At 65.5% G+C, this 17,147-nt stretch carries 16 protein-coding genes; 6 read left to right on the plus strand and 10 right to left on the minus strand.

The genetic code is table 11. From position 1 onward, the window contains the following. The first annotated feature begins 157 nt into the window (after positions 1–157). Together A5782_RS11650 and A5782_RS11655 are read left to right on the plus strand one after the other, a co-directional pair. On the plus strand, positions 158–1,039 hold the full coding sequence (locus A5782_RS11650; protein WP_067099728.1) for a CoA ester lyase: 882 nt from the start codon (positions 158–160) through the stop codon (positions 1,037–1,039). 116 nt (positions 1,040–1,155) lie between these two features. After that, a complete protein-coding gene (locus A5782_RS11655) occupies positions 1,156–2,391 on the plus strand; it encodes an osmoprotectant NAGGN system M42 family peptidase (protein ID WP_067099561.1) in 1,236 nt (411 codons plus the stop codon). A 5-nt stretch (positions 2,392–2,396) separates the two neighbouring features. Here A5782_RS11655 and A5782_RS11660 read toward each other — a convergent pair whose 3' ends face one another. From A5782_RS11660 to A5782_RS11670, 3 genes are all read right to left on the minus strand, one after another. Further along, a complete protein-coding gene (locus tag A5782_RS11660) occupies positions 2,397–3,854 on the minus strand; it encodes an aldehyde dehydrogenase (RefSeq protein ID WP_067099562.1) in 1,458 nt (485 codons plus the stop codon). Positions 3,855–3,946: 92 nt separating this feature from the next. Further along, a complete protein-coding gene (locus A5782_RS11665) occupies positions 3,947–4,714 on the minus strand; it encodes a class I SAM-dependent methyltransferase (protein WP_067099564.1) in 768 nt (255 codons plus the stop codon). A 52-nt stretch (positions 4,715–4,766) separates the two neighbouring features. Further along, positions 4,767–5,450, minus strand: a complete 684-nt coding sequence (locus tag A5782_RS11670; RefSeq protein ID WP_067099566.1) for a GAP family protein — start codon at positions 5,448–5,450, stop codon at positions 4,767–4,769. A 296-nt stretch (positions 5,451–5,746) separates the two neighbouring features. On the opposite strand from A5782_RS11670, the gene A5782_RS11675 reads away from it, so the two are divergent. Next, complete coding sequence (locus A5782_RS11675; RefSeq protein ID WP_067099568.1) at positions 5,747–6,508, plus strand: SDR family NAD(P)-dependent oxidoreductase; 762 nt, start codon at positions 5,747–5,749, stop codon at positions 6,506–6,508. Between the two features lie 83 nt (positions 6,509–6,591). Here A5782_RS11675 and A5782_RS11680 read toward each other — a convergent pair whose 3' ends face one another. Next, the gene (locus A5782_RS11680) at positions 6,592–7,245 is read right to left on the minus strand and encodes a heme oxygenase (biliverdin-producing) (protein ID WP_067099570.1); all 654 of its coding nucleotides are present in this window, start codon (positions 7,243–7,245) and stop codon (positions 6,592–6,594) included. Between the two features lie 236 nt (positions 7,246–7,481). Between A5782_RS11680 and A5782_RS11685 the strand changes: the two genes are divergently transcribed. Then, positions 7,482–9,779, plus strand: a complete 2,298-nt coding sequence (locus A5782_RS11685) for a SpoIIE family protein phosphatase (protein ID WP_231986651.1) — start codon at positions 7,482–7,484, stop codon at positions 9,777–9,779. Between the two features lie 320 nt (positions 9,780–10,099). After that, complete coding sequence (locus tag A5782_RS26795) at positions 10,100–10,351, plus strand: limonene-1,2-epoxide hydrolase family protein (RefSeq protein ID WP_255360778.1); 252 nt, start codon at positions 10,100–10,102, stop codon at positions 10,349–10,351. On the opposite strand, the gene A5782_RS11695 is transcribed toward A5782_RS26795, so the two are convergent. From A5782_RS11695 to A5782_RS11720, 6 genes are all read right to left on the minus strand, one after another. Continuing rightward, entirely contained in the window at positions 10,335–10,877 is a 543-nt protein-coding gene (locus A5782_RS11695) for an FKBP-type peptidyl-prolyl cis-trans isomerase (protein WP_369815619.1), read from the minus strand. The two genes, A5782_RS26795 and A5782_RS11695, sit on opposite strands and share 17 nt — an antisense overlap. Before the next feature lie 60 nt (positions 10,878–10,937). Next, positions 10,938–11,249, minus strand: a complete 312-nt coding sequence (locus A5782_RS11700) for a DUF732 domain-containing protein (RefSeq protein ID WP_082942896.1) — start codon at positions 11,247–11,249, stop codon at positions 10,938–10,940. Between the two features lie 202 nt (positions 11,250–11,451). Further along, a complete protein-coding gene (locus A5782_RS11705) occupies positions 11,452–12,630 on the minus strand; it encodes a serine hydrolase domain-containing protein (protein ID WP_067099574.1) in 1,179 nt (392 codons plus the stop codon). Further along, positions 12,627–14,090 carry a biotin carboxylase gene (locus A5782_RS11710; RefSeq protein WP_067099576.1) on the minus strand — a complete coding sequence of 488 codons (1,464 nt, stop codon included), beginning with the start codon at positions 14,088–14,090 and terminating at the stop codon, positions 12,627–12,629. The genes A5782_RS11705 and A5782_RS11710 overlap by 4 nt, the downstream gene beginning before the upstream one ends. A 278-nt stretch (positions 14,091–14,368) precedes the next feature. Then, the gene (locus tag A5782_RS11715) at positions 14,369–15,670 is read right to left on the minus strand and encodes a cytochrome P450 (protein WP_067099578.1); all 1,302 of its coding nucleotides are present in this window, start codon (positions 15,668–15,670) and stop codon (positions 14,369–14,371) included. A 110-nt stretch (positions 15,671–15,780) separates the two neighbouring features. Then, on the minus strand, positions 15,781–16,224 hold the full coding sequence (locus A5782_RS11720; RefSeq protein WP_067099580.1) for a nuclear transport factor 2 family protein: 444 nt from the start codon (positions 16,222–16,224) through the stop codon (positions 15,781–15,783). Positions 16,225–16,288: 64 nt separating this feature from the next. Here A5782_RS11720 and A5782_RS11725 point away from each other — a divergent pair, with 64 nt between their 5' ends. Further along, entirely contained in the window at positions 16,289–17,089 is an 801-nt protein-coding gene (locus A5782_RS11725; protein ID WP_067099735.1) for a helix-turn-helix transcriptional regulator, read from the plus strand. The last annotated feature ends 58 nt before the right edge of the window (positions 17,090–17,147 follow it).

Here is a 17,147-nt window from a genome sequence, read left to right on the forward strand (position 1 = left end):
CCGCGTCGGCCAATTCGCCTGCTGAGCCGCTCACCACCGGCGACTACACCACCGGTACCGAAGAGTACTTTCTGCCTATGCCGCGCGCACCCCGCACCCGTCGCGCAGGCATTTGACTCCCGTGCCCGCTGCTCGACCACAGGAAGTGAATCACTCCATGGCACCTTCCGTGCGCCCGCGCCGATCCGCCCTGTACCTGCCCGGTAACAAGCCCCGAGCGCTGGAGAAGGGCAAAGCGCTGCCGGCGGACATGCTGATATTCGACCTCGAGGATGCCGTGGGCCCCGACGCGAAAGCCGATTCGAGGGCGACGGTGTGCGAGGCGATCTCGTCGGAGAGCTACCGGCCCCGCGAAGTCGTGGTGCGTATCAACGGGTTGGACACCGACTGGCACGAAGACGACTTGGCGGCCGTGGCCGGATCGGCGGCCGACGGCGTCCTGGTGCCGAAAGTCGAGACAGGTCAACAGGTTCGAGCGCTGGCCGATGCGCTGGACACGATGGGAGCGCCGAAGTCGTTGCAGCTGTGGGTGATGATCGAAACGCCCCGGGCCTTTCTGCGCGCCGAGGAGGTCGCGTCGGCCAGCGATCGCCTGGCCGGATTGGTGGTAGGCACCAACGACCTGGTCAACGAGCTGCATGGCCGGCACGTCCCCGGGCGCGCGCCCGCCGTAGCCGCCCTCGGGCTGGCTTTGTTGGGAGCGCGGGCGGCCGGAAAGGTCATCTTGGATGGCGTGTTCAACGACATCACCGACGAGGGCGCATTCCGGGCCGAGGCCCAGCAGGGCCGCGAGATGGGGTTCGACGGCAAGACCCTGATCCACCCGTCGCAGATAGCTCCCGCCAATGAGCTGTTCGGTCCGTCACACAAAGAGTTGCAGGACGCCCGCAAGATCGTCACGGCCTACGAGCAGGCGCAGGCCGCGGGAACCAGCGTCATCACGGTCGATGGCCGGATGATCGAGAGCCTGCACGTCCGCGACGCCCAGCGAATCCTGACCCTCGCGGATTTGATCTCCGAGTTGGAATCCGCTTCGTAGAAGCAGCGGACGTCGGGAGCGTGCCGGCGGGTGCATGACGGCAGCCCGCAACGGGCGGTCAGTGCCCGCTACACGGTAGGTTGAACGCGTTCGGAGACGACTCGAGAGGAGCTAACGTGGGCCAGACCGCGGCCATGGCCGAGGCCGACCGCACGTGGATGATCGACACGCTGCTGGCGCTACTGCAGACCCCGAGCCCGGCGGGGCGCACGGACGCGGTGATGCAGGTGATCGGCGACATATTCGACCACTTCGGGGTGCCCTTCACACTGACCCGGCGCGGGGCGCTGACCGCCGAGCTCGCGGGCGAGTCGGCGACCACCGACCGGGCACTGGTGGTCCACTCCGACACCATCGGCTGCATGGTCCGCAACCTCAAGGACAACGGCCGCCTCGAATTGGTTCCGGTCGGCACATTTTCGGCCCGGTTCGCCGCGGGTGCCCGGGTGCGCATCTTCATCGACGACCCCGACGAGTTCATCACCGGCACGGTCATGCCGCTCAAGTCCAGTGGGCACGCGTTCGGCGACGAGATCGACACCCAACCCACGAACTGGGATCACGTCGAGGTTCGCATCGACCGCAAGGTGTCCTCCCGGGAAGACCTGGTTCGTCTCGGCCTGCAGATCGGTGATTTCGTGGCGTTGATCACCAGTCCCGAGCTCACCGCCGACGGCTTCATCGTTTCCCGTCACCTGGATGGGAAGGCGGGGGTCGCGATCGCGCTCGCACTGGCCAAGAACTTCTCCGAGAACAAAGTGGTACTGCCACACCGCACCACGATCATGGTCACCATCACCGAGGAGGTCGGCCACGGGGCCAGTCACGGCCTGCCCGCGGATGTCGCCGAGCTGGTCTCGGTGGACAACGCGGTGTGCGCGCCGGGCCAGCACTCTCTCGAGGACGGCGTGACGATCCCGATGGCCGATATGCACGGCCCGTTCGATTACCACCTGACCCGGAAACTGTGCCGGCTCGCCCAGGAGCAAGGAATACCGTTCGCGCGTGACATCTTTCGCTATTACCGATCCGATGCTGCGGCGGCGATCGAGGCGGGAGCCAACACTCGCGCGGCGCTCGTCGGTTTTGGGCTCGACGGCAGCCATGGGTGGGAACGCACCCACATCGATTCGTTGGAAGCCGCCTACAACCTCTTGCACGCCTGGCTGCAGACACCGTTGACGTTCGCCGAGTGGGACGCCAAGCCGACGGGCGACCTGCGTGACTTCCCGTCATCTGAGCAGCCCGCGCCCATCGAGCGCTGGGTGCCGCTGTCTCGCGGCGATTTCGAAAGCCCGGGCGACGCGTCGCCCGGGACGGTCTGGCCACCCTCGGAGGGGCCCCAGGCCTGAGGCCCTTACATCTGCGCCCAGACGATCTTGGTCTGTAGGTAGGTCTCGATGCCGGCCTTGCCGGACTCGTGGCCCCAGCCGGACTGCTTGTAGCCGCCGAACGGCATCGAGTGGTCGTACGGAAAGGCGCAGTTGAGCCCGACGGTTCCGGCCTTGAGCCGCTTGGCCAGTCGATGGGAGCGGCCAAGGTCCTTGGTCCACACCGTGGCGGCCAGCCCGTAGGTGCTGTTGTTGGCCAGCGCGACGGCCTCGTCCTCGTCGTCGAAGGGCAGGATCGTGACGACCGGCCCGAAGATCTCCTCCTGGAAAAGCCGGCTGGTGTCGGGATCGACGTTGGTGACGACCGTCGGGTGCACGAAGTAGCCCTTGCGATCGAGCCGGTACCCGCCGGTGACGATCTGCGCCCCGTCGGACTTACCCTGCTCGAGGTAACCCAGCACGCGATCGAGCTGCTTCCGGCTGATCAACGGTCCGCTCGTGGTGCCCTCTTCTTTGGGGCCGCCCATCTTCATGGCGTTCGCAACCATCGCCATGCCCTCGACCACCTGGTCATAGACACTGCGCTGCACCAGAATTCGGGAACCGCACACGCAGGCCTGCCCCGAGTGGACGAACGTGCCGAAGGCCGACATCGGAATCGCCTTCTTCAGTTTGGCGTCGTCGAAAATCAACACCGGTGACTTGCCGCCGAGCTCCAGCGTGACCTTGTTGAGGTTGCTGTCGGCCGACGCGTGCACGATCGTGCGGCCCACCTCTGTCGACCCGGTGAAGGCGACCTTCTCCACGTCGGCATGCGCGGTGATCGCGGCGCCGACGGTGTGCCCGTAACCGTTGACCAGGTTCGCCACCCCGTCGGGCACCCCGGCCTCGGTCAGCAGGCGCATCAGGACATGTGCTGAAAGTGGTGTCTCCTCAGCGGGTTTGACCACGCAGTTGCAGCCGGCCGCCAGCGCCGGCGCGAGCTTGGCGCAGAAATTGAACACCGGGCCGTTCCACGGGAAGATCAGCCCGACCACACCATAGGGTTCGCGCACCGTGTAAGTGTGCATGTGCGAGTCGACACCGGTCAGGCCGCCGGTGTTCACATCGCGCGCAATGCCGTCGATTTTGGTACACCAGCCGGCGTAGTAGCGGAACCACTCGGCGCCGATTTTCACTTGCATCTCCGCTTGAGCGGGATACATTCCGGCGTTGAGCATTTCGAGCTCGGCGAGCAGCTCGGCGTTCTCGTCGATCAGGTCGGCGACGCGCCACAGGATCTTGGCTCGCTCGTAGTCGGGTTTTGCGGACCAGATTCCGGACTCGGCGCTGGCTTTCGCGCGCGCGACCGCCTCGTGGACGGCTTCGATACCGCAATCGGTGAACTGGCTGATCTGTTCCTCGGTGGAGGGATCGAAGATCGGGATCACGTCACCGGTACCGGGACGTTCACGGACCTCGTCCAACACGGATTGCACCGTCATGCGTCTCCTCCTCAGCGGAATGCGGCAGAAGTTACGCGCTTAACCCCACGCTGTCTACGACATTCGGAAGAATCGACTCCACGCGCGTCCGCTTACCGGCCGCGGGCGATCCGATCGGCGCGCCAGCACCGGGACTGCATGGGGACGTCGATCGCGCCGGCGCCGGGGAAGCGCTCAGTCAAGATGGTTCGGGCATTGTCGAGCCGCTGTGCGCGGTCATCCGGAGAGGCGATGATCACCCGGCTATAGGTTGCGAGCATCGCAACGACGGCGTCGATCGTCATCGTCCGCACGAACGCGAACGTCTCGCGGGCGACGTTGTGAAAGATCTGCGGGTCCGGGAGTACGACGTTCTCGTGGCGGCGGCGGAAGCGGTCGGGTGCATCCGCCTCGGTCGTGTCGTCGCCGGGCAGCAGGTCGAGATCACGGACCCAGTCCACCTCGCGATCTCGGCTGGTCCAGATGAGCCCGAACCGGCCGCCGTCGCGCAGCACGCGGCCGATCTCCGGGACCGCCCGTTCGGGATCCATCCAGTGCCACGCCGACGAGACGAACACCGCATCCGCGCAATGGTCGGGGAGGGGGATCGCCTCACCGGTGCCCTCGAGGGCGCGAACCCCGGGGGACCGCCCCGCCAGCACCGCGCGCATCCGCGCATCTGGCTCGACGGCGACGACTTGCCCCGCCCGGCCCACCAGCGTGCGGGTGAACAAACCGGTGCCCGCACCGACGTCGACGGCCACTTCGCAGTCCGACGGCAGCAACCAGTCGACCGCCTGCTGCGGAGGCTGCGGTCGCAGCCCGTCGTAGTCCTCGGCGATCGAGCCGAAGGACATTGCGCGTTCTTGGCGATCAGTCACACGCGACAAGGTAATCCAGCTCGCTGTGCAACACATGAGAAGGTATGGCGCGTCACCACAGCGAGCTGTGATTGACCAGTGCATCGGCGATGAGCCCGGTTCCGAAGACCAGAAACAACAGCCGCACCGACATCGGGCCGTAGCGAGTGAGCGCGCGCACGATCCTGCGTTGAATGCGCTTGGCCCGCATGGTTTTTCTCATCGACAGGGCAAGGATCAGCAGCGGCGGCGAGAGAGCGATCGCCCAGTAGATGATGATGACCAATGGCCAGAACGGCGGACGTGGATGTAGCGCGGCGAGCATCGCCAAGCCGGTCAGGTAGGGCACGGCGGTCGGAGCTTGGCCACTGCCCACCGCCAACCCCAAAAATCCGAGCAGCCAAGGCCGTTGCCGCATCGCCGCCATCGCCCAGCCGGGTGCCGACGATTGTGCGGTCAACGGAAAGTACGCCAAACTGATCAGCACGATCCCCAGTACCAGTTCGCCCCGGAAGCGAATGGCCGGTGTGAGATGAAAGTCGAGTACCTCGGTGATGAAAGTGATGCCCAGCACGGTGCACACCCCGAAGGTGGTCGTCACCGCGAACACGCCCGCGACATAACTCAGGGCGCCGGGAATTGGTGATCGACGACCCAGCCGACTGTCGAAGATGACGGCCGAAACTACTCCCACGTTGAGCACATTGAGCGAGTCGAGAAACGCCAGTCCGGCAAGCGCCAGCGCCAGAGCCGCCACGCGTGCGCACCGGGCCTAGGGTGCGAAGTCACTGGCTGCCCGCAGCGGGCTGCGCACTGACCACGGCGACAGGATCAAAGCGGCGATCATGCTGCATGACAATACGAGTTCGACTGAGAACATGTCGGCTGAGGCTGCCTGTTCTCACCGGTGATCGCGCGCACCGCTGACGACGCAGGGGGCGATGGTGTGAGGGCGGGTTATGAGCGGCATTATCGAGACGTCGGCGGCGTGCGCGATTTCGATGCCGTATTTGACGCAGTCAAGCGGTGACAGCCTGACCTCAGGAGAACTGGATGGGATTGCTCGACCACAAGACCGCCGTCATCACCGGTGCCAACTCCGGGATCGGGTTGGCCACCGCTCAGCGGTTCCTTGCCGAAGGCGCCGAGCGGGTTTTCATCACGGGTAGGCGTCAGCCCGAACTCGACGATGCGGCAAGTGAATTGGGTCCTCGCGCCACTGCCGTGCGCGGCGACGTCGGAATACCGGGGGACCTGGACCGGCTTTACACCGAGGTCGGCGCCGCCGGTACGGGCCTCGACATCGTGATGGCCAACGCCGGATCGACGAGGGTAGCGCGACTGGGGGAGATCGCCGAAGACGAGCTCGACGCGCTGCTGACGACCAACGTCAAGGGAGTCGTCTACACCGTGCAAAAAGCGCTGCCGCTGCTCAACGACGGCGCCTCCATCATTCTGACGGGATCCACCACCGCCGACCGTGGCCGCGCCGGGCTGAGCATCTACGCCGCCACGAAGGCCGCCGTCCGATCCCTGGCCCGCGCCTGGGCCAACGAGCTCGCCGACCGCAACATCCGGGTCAACGTCATCGTGGCCGGATCCACGGCCACACCCGGAAGCAACGCATTGGCCGCGCAGACCGATCCCGATGCTTCAATCGAAGAGTTCCGCGCCGGCCGCATCGCCTCGATCCCGCTGGGCCGCTTCGCTGATCCCACCGAGATCGCCAATGCCGCAGTGTTTTTAGCCAGCGATCTGTCCAGCTTCACCACCGGATCCACGGTGACCGCCGACGGTGGATTCAATCAGGTCTGACCAGTCCCAGCGCCACCGCGCGAAGATTGGTGGCGAGCCGTTCGTTGTCGCTCGGCTCCGCTGGCCTCGCTCCTGGCCGTGAGTCAGCGCCGATGATCGGCGACGCTGTCGGCCAGTTCATCGAAGATGGCCTGGTTCAGGCCGAAAGCATATTTCACCTCGCCGACGATGCGATCGATTTCTCCGACGTCAAGGCGAAGCGCGTCGAGGCGAGCCCGATAGGCGTCCTTGTACGGCTTGGGCCGCACCGGGAATTCATAGAACGCAAGTCCGGCGCCGCGCAGATCAAACGCGCGGTCCAGGATTTTGCCGATGCCCCGCCCTCCGGAGAGATCCCCGAGATAGCGCGTGTAGTGGTGGGCTACCAGCTCACCACCCCACGTCAGGGCGCCGAGCCGCTCGGCATAGGCCTGCGCCGCGGGCGAGTTGGCTTCGCGCGTGGCACCCCGGGGCAGCCAGTGTTCGAGGTCGGCATCGATGGCCGTCAGGCGCTCCAACGTGGGGTCGTACACGGCGGCAACCATGGAGTCGTCACGGCGGGCCCGCACGGCGTCCTCAAGGGCGGCGTACACCACGCGCAGCCGGAGCAGGTACTCGGAATAGCCCGACGCGCCAATCCGGCCCGCGAGCAGTTCGGACATGAACGGGCTCTGCTCGGCGGCGTCGTGTTCTGCCGCCGAGCCCTCCTTCATCGCGACCGACAGACGGCGGCTTGTTGGGACGGCGATCGAGCACATGACCTGCTCAGATTACATTGGTGATTGCGGCGGCAGCGGTGATGCAGCGGATGCAAGCAGAGTTGCCAGCGAGTATTGCTGCAGGAGGGGAAAATTTGTTGGGCGCGTGGGGAAATCGATGCCAGGCAATCCTGCCTGGAAATGCGAACCGCGACTTACTAGTCCAGAACGGCGACACACATTGCTAGCTTGGAGGTCCGGCTGCTACACCTCACCAATCCGATAAGGCCGCTCGCGTGACCAGCGACGAGCGGCGCATCTCGCCGTCGGGACCCGCGGGTCAGCCGATCGACGATCTCCTACCGGTCGGCACCCCGATCGACCTTGACAACTGTGCACGTGAACCGATCCACATCCCCGGCAGCATTCAGCCGCGCGGTGTGCTCGCGGTGGTGCGCGAGCCCGCGTTCGTGGTGCGTCAGGTCAGTGCCAACGTCGCAAACCTGCTCGGCCGTCCCGTCGAAGCCGTCCTGGACCGGCACCTGTCGGCACTGATCGGTGCCGAACAAGCCACCCGCATCGGCCAGACGGCGGCGACCTTTGGCAGTCTGCGCCAGAACAACCCGCTCGAGTTCACCATCGAGGTCGCCGGCGAGTCGCGGGCCTTCGACGCGATCCTGCACCGTGAGCCGGGCGGTGTGCTGTTGGTGGAGCTCGAAATCGCCTACGGCGCGCGGCCGTTCTCCTTCCCGAACACCTACCAGGCGGTCCGCGGCGCGGTGGAGGAGTTGAACCGGGCCAACACGCTCACCGAGCTGTATGCGACCGCGGCGCGCGCCATCCGCGATCTGACCGGCTTCGACCGGGTGATGGTGTACCGCTACGACGAGGAATACAACGGCGAAGTCGTCGCCGAGTCCAAGCGCGACGACCTCAACTCCTTCCTCGGCCTGCACTACCCGTCGACCGACATCCCGGCGCAGGCGCGCGCACTGTACGAGAAGAACTGGATTCGGCTGATTTCCGACGTCGACTACACGCCGGCACCGCTGGTGCCGAGCGTCGACCCGATGAGCACTGCGCCCCTAGACCTCACGTATGCCACGTTACGCAGCGTCTCGCCGATCCATATCGAGTATCTGCAGAACATGGGTGTGCACGCATCGATGTCGATCTCGTTGCTTCGGCAGGGGCAGCTGTGGGGACTGATCGCCTGCCACCACTACGCCGGTCCGCACCTACCGCCGTTCGGCACCCGCGCGGCGGCCGAGTTCCTCGGCTCCACCCTGTCGCTGCGGCTCGTCGACCGGTTCGAGGACGAAGAACTGCACAAGCGGCTGGCCGCACAGGCGGTACTGGCCAAGCTCACCGCCGCCACGCTCGATGACCGCGAGCCGCTGTCTGCGGCGCTGCTCGGGGCGCCCGACCTGCTCGACCTGGTGCCCGCCGACGGCGTGGTCGTCCGTTTTGGGGGCGACCTTCGCGTGCGTGGTTCGGTCCCGCCGCCGGAAATCGTGACCGCCGTCGCCGCATGGGCGCGTGCCGCGGATGACGAGATCGCGAGCAGCGAGTGCCTGTCCCGCGCGCTGCCCAAGCTTGACCTCGATCCGCATTTGGCCGCCGGCGCGCTCGCGCTCAACCTGCCTGATGGGCAGTACGCCATCTGGTTCCGGCGCGAGGCTCTGCGCTCGGTGGATTGGGGCGGCGACCCGTACAACAAGGCGATCGCGGTAAGCGAGGGCGACCAGATCCGGCTCAGCCCACGCAAATCGTTCGATCGGTGGCGCGAGATCGTCCATCAACGCAGCGAACCGTGGACGCTGAGCCAAACCGAATCCGCCGAAGCGTTGCGTCGCCAACTGGTCGACTCGCTGTACCGCCGCACACGGGGAGCGCTGCGCGTGGCCGAGACGCTGCAGCGCAGCCTGCTGCCCGAGTCGATCCCGACGCTCGACAACTGGCACCTGTCCGCGCATTACGAGCCGGCCGCGGGGGACAACGTCGGCGGTGACTGGTACGACGCGTTCGAGCTCCGCGACGGCCGGCTGATCGTGCTGATCGGCGACGTCGCCGGGCATGGCATCGCCGCGGCCGGCACCATGGCTGCGTTACGCAACGCGCTGCGCGCTCAGTTGTTCGCCGGCGCCGCACCGGCCGAGGCGCTCGAACAGCTCAACGACTTCTGCCTGCACATGCTGCGCGGCGCGTTCGCAACCGTCATTGCCGCGCGGGTCGATCTCGGCTCGGGTCAGGTGGAGGCCGCGTCTGCCGGGCACTTGATGCCCTATCTGACGGGCTCGACGGCCAACCCTGTCGTGGAGGCGGTCCCGGCACCGATCACGCTCTCGCCACCGATCGGCGTCAAAGGTGTCAAATACGCACTCAGCACGTTCACGGTCGAACCCGGACAGGGCTTGGTGCTGTTTTCCGACGGCCTCGTGGAACGTCGCGGCGAATTGATCGACGACGGGCTCGACTTGTTGGCCCAGACCCTCGGCCGGGCGGACGATACGGCGGCGACCCGGATCTGGACCGCGATGGCGTCGGGGCATACCGACGACGACGTCACCATCATCACGTTGCACCGTTCCTGACTCCGTTAAGCGCTTCGTATTTCCCTGGACGGCACCTAAGCCAATGGCGGCCAACTACAATCGCCCCTAAAGGAATATGAGATGGCGAAAACTGTTGTGCCAAAAGCGACAACGAAAAGATCAGGGTCGATTTTATGCATGCGCGCTTACGGCCGAAGCATGGACGTCGACGTCATCACCGCACTGATGGCCGACGATTTTGTCTGGCAACTCCACGTGCCGCTTTCACCGATCGTCGGCGGACGTGAGGCCGCTGGCGCGGAACTCGAGAGCACAACACCCTGTCCACGGGAACGATCGAGGGGAGTGAAATCCGCGCGATCGTGTCCGACAGCTACACCGTCATCGTCGAGCGGGTCGACGTCGACGCCATGAACGGCGTCGCCGTCACGTTCCGCGTCACAGCGCTCTTCGAGGTTCGCGACGGTGCGATCACTCATTGGCCTGAGTATTGGGACACCAATCACGTCGCCCAACAACTCGGCACAGAATCCCCGCATATGTTCGCGCCGTTGGGGCGATCGACCCACGGCACAACGGTTTTGGTGGCGCGAGCTAGCCCGCGGCGCTGAGGATCTTGATCGCGAAGACGAGGGAGTCGCCAGGCCGGATCCCCGCGCTCGGCTGCCCTTGGGGGTATCCGTCCGCGGGGACCATCGCGACGGCGACCGTGGACCCGACCTTTTGCCCTGCGATGGCCTTCTGGAAGCCCGGCACGACTCCGGTGAGCGGGAAGTCGACCGGGGCCCCGCGCTGGTAGCTGCTGTCGAACACGGACCCGTCACGCCCGTTGACACCCATGTAGCAGACGGAGACATTCGCGGTGCTCGAGACCACCGGTCCGTCTCCGGCGTGCAACGTGTGCACCTGGGTCTGGCTCACGCTGAACGGTGCGGTCACGTTCACCAGCGGAGCTGCCGTATCCGTGGATCCCGTCACCGCGACGCTGCCGGTGGTACCGCTCAGCGTCCAGTCGGGCGTTCCGCCGTTCTGCGGTGCTGCGGTCGGGCAGGTGCCGGCCGCGGTTGCCGTGCCCGCCCCGGCGAGCGTCATAACGGTTGCTGCGACGGAAGCCGCGAGCGCGACGCAGGAATACATCCGGGAGGACTTCACGGCCGTCACGCTACAGCCACATACTGCGTTGCTTACTGGTAGCCCTCAGGTGCAGAGACTGGGGGCGTCGCACACGTTGCCGGGGCAATACACCGAGTGCGCGGCGTTAACCAAACTTCCGACGTCCAACAACGTCACGCCCTTCGTGTCCAAGCGGGCGTGAAGATCGTCGGCGATCTGTTGCGGCGTCCAACCCCAAGTGAGGTCGTAACACACGTCGTGCCCCTCCGCGATGAGCGCTTCTTCCGTCTTGGGCGGCCACGTGAGGCCGGCGGCGCGCAATTGTCCGAGGTACGCATCATCTTGGGGGGTGGCCGTCGCGACGCCGGCGGTGCTAACCAGAGCGGCGGTAACCAGCAGGGGAATGGCGAATGCGGCCGGCCAACGCGGTGAGGGCATTCGATTCCCGTCCAATCTTCGTGGCGCGATCGAGGCCGCCAAAAGTGTGCCGCTAGAAAGCAAGACAGACAATGCAGAATAACCAAAGTTCGCGCAAGGGGCTCATCGAAATTCAGCGTGCGCCGTGGGTTGCCACGATGTACGGCAGCGAACCGGCGGGCTAACCGGTGATTCCAGCCAATTCGCGTGCGACCGCATCGAATGCCCGCAGTGTGTCTGACATGTGCGGCTCATGAGTCTCCGGCTGAGTGGATAACTTAGCGGCGACCACCTCCGCTGCGCGGTTGACGTAGATCATCTGACCGCACATGCCCTGGCACAACATGACGTTGGCGCCCGGGCAGGGGAACCACATCTGGTTGCGGTACATCCCACCCGGCATTTCGTTGTCGTCGGGGCTGGCGGCGAACGCCTGACGCGAGTCGGGTCCGCCGTCGAGGGTGTCGGCGATCCACGCCGCCGGCACCACCTGCTGGCCGGTCAACGAGACGCCGTCGCGCAAGAACAGCGACCCGAACCGGATCATGTCGGTAAGACAAGCGTTGATGCCGCCGTCGAAAAACCCGGTGCCCTCGGCGTCTACAGCGATGGTGGCGTCGCACTGGGCGCCGAGGCGGCTCCACAGCAATTCCGACATCAGCTCCGGCATCCTTTGACCGCCGGCGACCTCGCAAATCCAGCCCAGCACATCGGTCTCACACGAACGATATTCGAACGGGCCGCCGTGAGCGGCCTTCTGGCGCAAGGTCAGCAGGAACTCTTTCAGCGTGGCAGGAGCGTCCGGACTTTTCTTGGGCGACCACCCCATCGCCTGGTCGAGCAGGTGTATCTCCGCGGCCGGGTCGTCGTAGTTCTCCGAGAAGGCGATACCGGACCTCATGTCCAGCAGGTGACGTACCGTCGCCCCGGCGTAGCCGCAGTTCGCCAGGGCGGGAACGTATTCCGTGACCGGCGCGTCGAGCGCGATCGCACCGGTCCCGTGCAGAGCGCCCACGACGGCTGCCACCAGCGACTTGCTCACCGAGAACAGCAGGTGCCGGGTATGGGCTTCCATGCCGTCGAAATACTGCTCGGCCACCAACGAACCGCGGTGCGCGACGGCCCACCCGTCGGTAGCGGTGCCGGCCATCACCGCGCCGACGGTGGTGGCGGCCCCGTCGGACCCGGTCACCGGGATCTCGGCGATCGCAGCGCCGGCTGCGGGCAACTCGGCGGTCGGCCCGGCCCCACGCGAGATCAGCGCCGTCGGCACGAACTCTTCGACGTGCTGGAACGACCAACGCGAATGTGGCTCGGAGAGCCAGTTTTCCAGCGAGATACCCGCCGGGCCGCTGCTCACGCGCGCGCGACGAGCCGTGAGACGATCGGCGCGGCCGGCGTCAGGGGCGTTGAAACGAACTTCGCCTTCATGCCCTTGACCCAGCGCCGGCAGCGCTCGCTGAGCTGATAATCGTCGGTCTGCAGGTGCGAGCGGGTGACCAGCACGCCGAGTTGGGCGCCCTCGGAACGTAAGTCGCCAGGCGCGGCGACACGCATGTAGAAGGCCTCGGACCCGTCGAGCAACGTGGCCCAGTCGTTGGCGGATCGCGCGAAGGAGACACGACCGTCGTCATCGATGCGCCACACACCGGTGCGCGGCGTCGCGGTGAACAGCTCGATTTCCGGCGAGGTCTCCGTGATGACCACCTGGCCCCAGACCTCGTCCTCGCCGTAGCCCCGCTCCCAGCGCGAGTTGACCTCGTCGATGTCGAGCTCGTACTCCACGTCCATGTATTCGAGCAGGTGAAAGAGAAACAGCGGCATGTCGGCGTAGGCCTCGGTGGTCAGGTTCGTCATCGGGCTGGCGCCGGACAGGCGCGGATTCACCTCGCCGAGGTAGAGCTCGTCGGAGTCGAGGTCATGCAGAAGGTCCACCTCGAAGTAGCCGCGGTATCCCTCGCGGCGCATGACGTCGCCCAGCTTTCCGACCATTTCTCGCGCGGCGTGCGTCTGTGCGGGCGGCAGTACCTCGCGCCAGATGTCGTTGCCGCACCAGCTGCCCCGGTGCGGAGTCAACTCCGAATAACCGACCAGACTCGTCATCGCGGGGCCGATCACCGTGCCGTGGCGGGTCACGGCACCCTCGAGGCACACCTCGACGTTGCGGATGCGCTTCATGACTTTGACTTCTTGCTGCGCGGCCAGGTCAGCGGCGTGCTGATCCCAGTCTCGCTGACCGTGCACGAAGAACGTCCCGCTGCCGGCGTTGCCGTAAGCGACCGAGACGACGAGGTCATCGCCCAATCCGGCGTTTTGTGCCAGCGCCAGCAGTTCGTCGTAGGAGCCTGCCCGTCCGATCGTGTGCGGCACGCTCGGTACGCCCGCCTCGTTGGCCAGGCGTGTCATGACGATCTTCGAGCCCAGGCGCTGGCGCAGCTCGGTTGGCGGGTGCATGACCTCGAGACCCGCCTGCCGCGCGAGGGCATGGATTTCCTCGTTCAGCATCACAAAGCAGGCCTTGCCACCGGGACCTTTGCCCGCGATGAACTCGAGTGTCTCGGGGTCGGACAGGAGGTGGCTGCACACCTCGTCCATGGAATCGAAATCACGGCGGTCGCGCCGCCGCGGCACGAACACGCGTGAGTGTGTGCCCTCGAAAGAGTCGAAGTAGGTCAGGTAGAAGAAGTTCCGTATCCAGCGGTCAACGCCGAGCAGGTTAAACGGGGTCGGCGAGATGAAATACAGCGGAACGGTGTTGGTGTGAAAGAACGCACGGATGTCCGAGAGACCTTTCAACGGGCGGCGCGACTCAGGGCCCATCACGTCGGGCGCGGTGACGTCGACGCCTGAACCTGGCGCGAAAATTGCGGCGCGGGCAGCGGTGGTGGGATCAGCGCAATCGCGAGGAAATGACATGCCTCCATTCGACAAGTGTGCGCCTTGTCCGTGCCTGTGTCGAAGAATGAAATGCTGTAACGACGACGGGCAACCGGGCAGTACACCTCACCTTGCAACTGCGTTCTGCGGTTATATCGTTGTGCAGCAATCGGATTGGTGTGTCGCGTCAGTTTGCCACCGAGCTGGCCAAACGGTGCGACTCAGCCGGCGTTGACTCTGGCCGGTCCGAGGTTGACAGGGAGGTGCTTGACTCCGTGTAACAGGGTGCTGTCGTTCAGGATTGGTTCACCCGCGAGGCGCAGTTGCGGGAATCGTTCGAAGAGCGCCTGCAGACCGATGTTCAGTTCCATGCGGGCCAGCGGCGCGCCGAGGCAGGCGTGGACACCGGTGCCGAAGCCGATGTGGTCGCGGGCGTTGGCGCGGGTGATGTCGAAAACGTCGGGACGCTCGAAGACGGCTGGATCGCGGTTAGCGCCGGCGATGCTGAGAAAGACGGTCGAGCCTTCGGCAACGGTGTGGCCGTCGATCTGGATTGATTGGGTGGCCACCCTGGCCCCGAATTGGGCGACGGAGCTGTAGCGCAGCGTCTCTTCGACCGCCTTGGGCCAGCCTTCGGGGTGCGCTTGGAGGCGGGCCAGCTGTTCGGGGTGATCGACGAGCGTCACGACGGCGTTACCGAATGCGTGCGTTGTGGTGATGAAGCCTGCACCGAGCAGGAGCCCCGCAAACATCCTTACTTCGAGGCGGGTGAGATCGCTGTCCTGAAGCACCGCAGACAAGATGCTGTTGTCGCCGCTGTGACGGAGCCGCTCGATGTGCCCGTCGAGGTAGCCTTCAAGCTCGCGCAACGCCGTGAGGGCGGTCTCGAAGTCCCTCCACGAAGGCACCGTGGTGGTGAGCAGTTTCGCGCCGGGATCGGCCAGGCTGTAGAGATAAGGAATTTCCTCGCGTGGAATTCCCAGCAATTCGGCGATCACTTCAATGGGGATTCGAGAGGCATAGTTGGCGATCAAGTCGCAATGAGTGTTGTCATCGAGATCGTCGAGCAGGGCATCGACAATCTCCTGGATGCGGTCGCGCAGTCGGTCGGTCGCCCGGGGGGTAAATGCCCGCGACACCAGGCGGCGTAAGCGCTCATGCTCGGGTGGATCAATGACCAGCAAAGAGGGCGGTTCCAGGCCGTTCAGTACGCCGGGATTGGATTTGACGAGCGCCCACTGGGCGACACGGAAAGGTGACCGATCGCGCGGTTTAGCGGTCCGAAACCTGTCGTCGCGCAATACGTCTCGGACAATCTGCGCATCAGCGGTGACCCACCCGCCGACCACCGCCGACAGACGACCCCGCTGGCGAATCTGCTCGATAAGGTGATGCGCGTTGTTGGGCTGGTTGTTATCGATCACCAACTGCGAAAAGGGATCGCCCCGGCGCGCGAGCAGCTTGAGTGTGGCGCGAGCCAGTCCGTACCCCAGCAACCAATGTGATCGGGTTTTGAGGTCCATCCCGGTATTGTTCGCTTCTACCAGACGTATGGGTAGAGGCGCGCCAAAGTCACCGACGCTGAATCCAGTGGACGCCTTCCGCGGCGGACGCGATTGTTGTTTGGCTCCGATCAGGAATTCCGGTGGTATTCGTCGTTCATCAGGACCGAGACGCCACGCCAGCCCCAATACACCCGGTGGGCCTGGATCAAGCCGTCCTCGATCTCCATGACCTCGACGAAATCCATTTGCTCGCCCTGCGGCGTCACACGCGGATACTCCCAGGTCGCTCGCCGACCGTCGGTGAAAAAGCCATCGCGGTGATAGGTGCGCAGCTTCGGAGTACGAGCTACCACCTCCGCGAGAAACGGCCGCAGTTGCGCGTGGCCTCGGCGGATCCCATCCCCGCCGGTGATGTGGGCGGCCACCGGACTCTCCAAGGTCGCGTCGGGCGCATAACAGGCCAGCAGGGCATCCAGATCATGAGCGGCCAGTGCGCTTTCCCAAGCGTGCATCACTGCCTCGATCGCCCCGGGCGAGGCGGTCGTGTGTGCTGCGGTGTCGTGAGTGTCCATAGACCCATCGTCACGCCGAATCGCTTCGGCTCCGCCCGAAATGTCCGCCGCCTATCGTGGTGAGATGTCCAGCGACCCTGGTGTCAATCTCGCCGCAGGGCATGGCGGTGACGCCGATATCGCCGGTGTTGCCGCCCTGATCGGCGAGCGTGCTCGCGCGCGGGTATTGATGGCCTTGCTCGACGGGCGCGCGCTACCAGCCAGCGTGCTGGCCGGCGAAGCTGGCGTGGCCGCCTCCACGGCCAGCGAGCACCTCGCTCAGCTCGTTGCCGCCGGCCTGGTGACCGTCCACCCTCAAGGCCGTGTCCGCTACTTCCGTCTGGCCGGCCCGCCGGTCGCCGAAGCCATGGAGGCACTTGCCCGGATTTCTGCCCCCGAGCCGATTCGCTCTCTGCGCCAAGGCACGCGTGCGCACGCGCTGCGTCGGGCCCGCACCTGCTACAACCATCTGGCAGGGCGGCTGGGCGTTGCGGTCATGACGGCGATGCTCGAGCAGGGCCTGCTCACCGGCGGCGACGGACGCTACCGCCCCGGACAAGCCACTACCGACCGACTGTCGGCTCCCGGAACCGACCTGACCTACGGGCTCACCCCGCGCGGGCGAGAAACCTTGAGCGCCTTGGGTATAGACCTGGGCGCCCTCAGCCGCCACAAGCCAATGATCCGCTACTGCGTGGACTGGTCCGAACAACGCCACCACCTCGCCGGTGCACTCGGGGCCGCGCTTACCCGACGCATGTTCGATCTGGACTGGATCCGTCGCGTCAACCAACGCCGCGCGGTGGTGCTCACCGACACCGGACGGAAAGGACTTACCGAAACGTTCGGCGTACCGGAGAACTGGGAACAGCCGGACCTACCGTGAATCAGGCACGTCAGACCAGTCGCGAAATCTGTTGCAGGAGTGGCGGTATAGCCCCTGT

The organism is Mycobacterium sp. 852002-40037_SCH5390672 (assembly GCF_001665875.1).
GTDB lineage: Bacteria > Actinomycetota > Actinomycetes > Mycobacteriales > Mycobacteriaceae > Mycobacterium.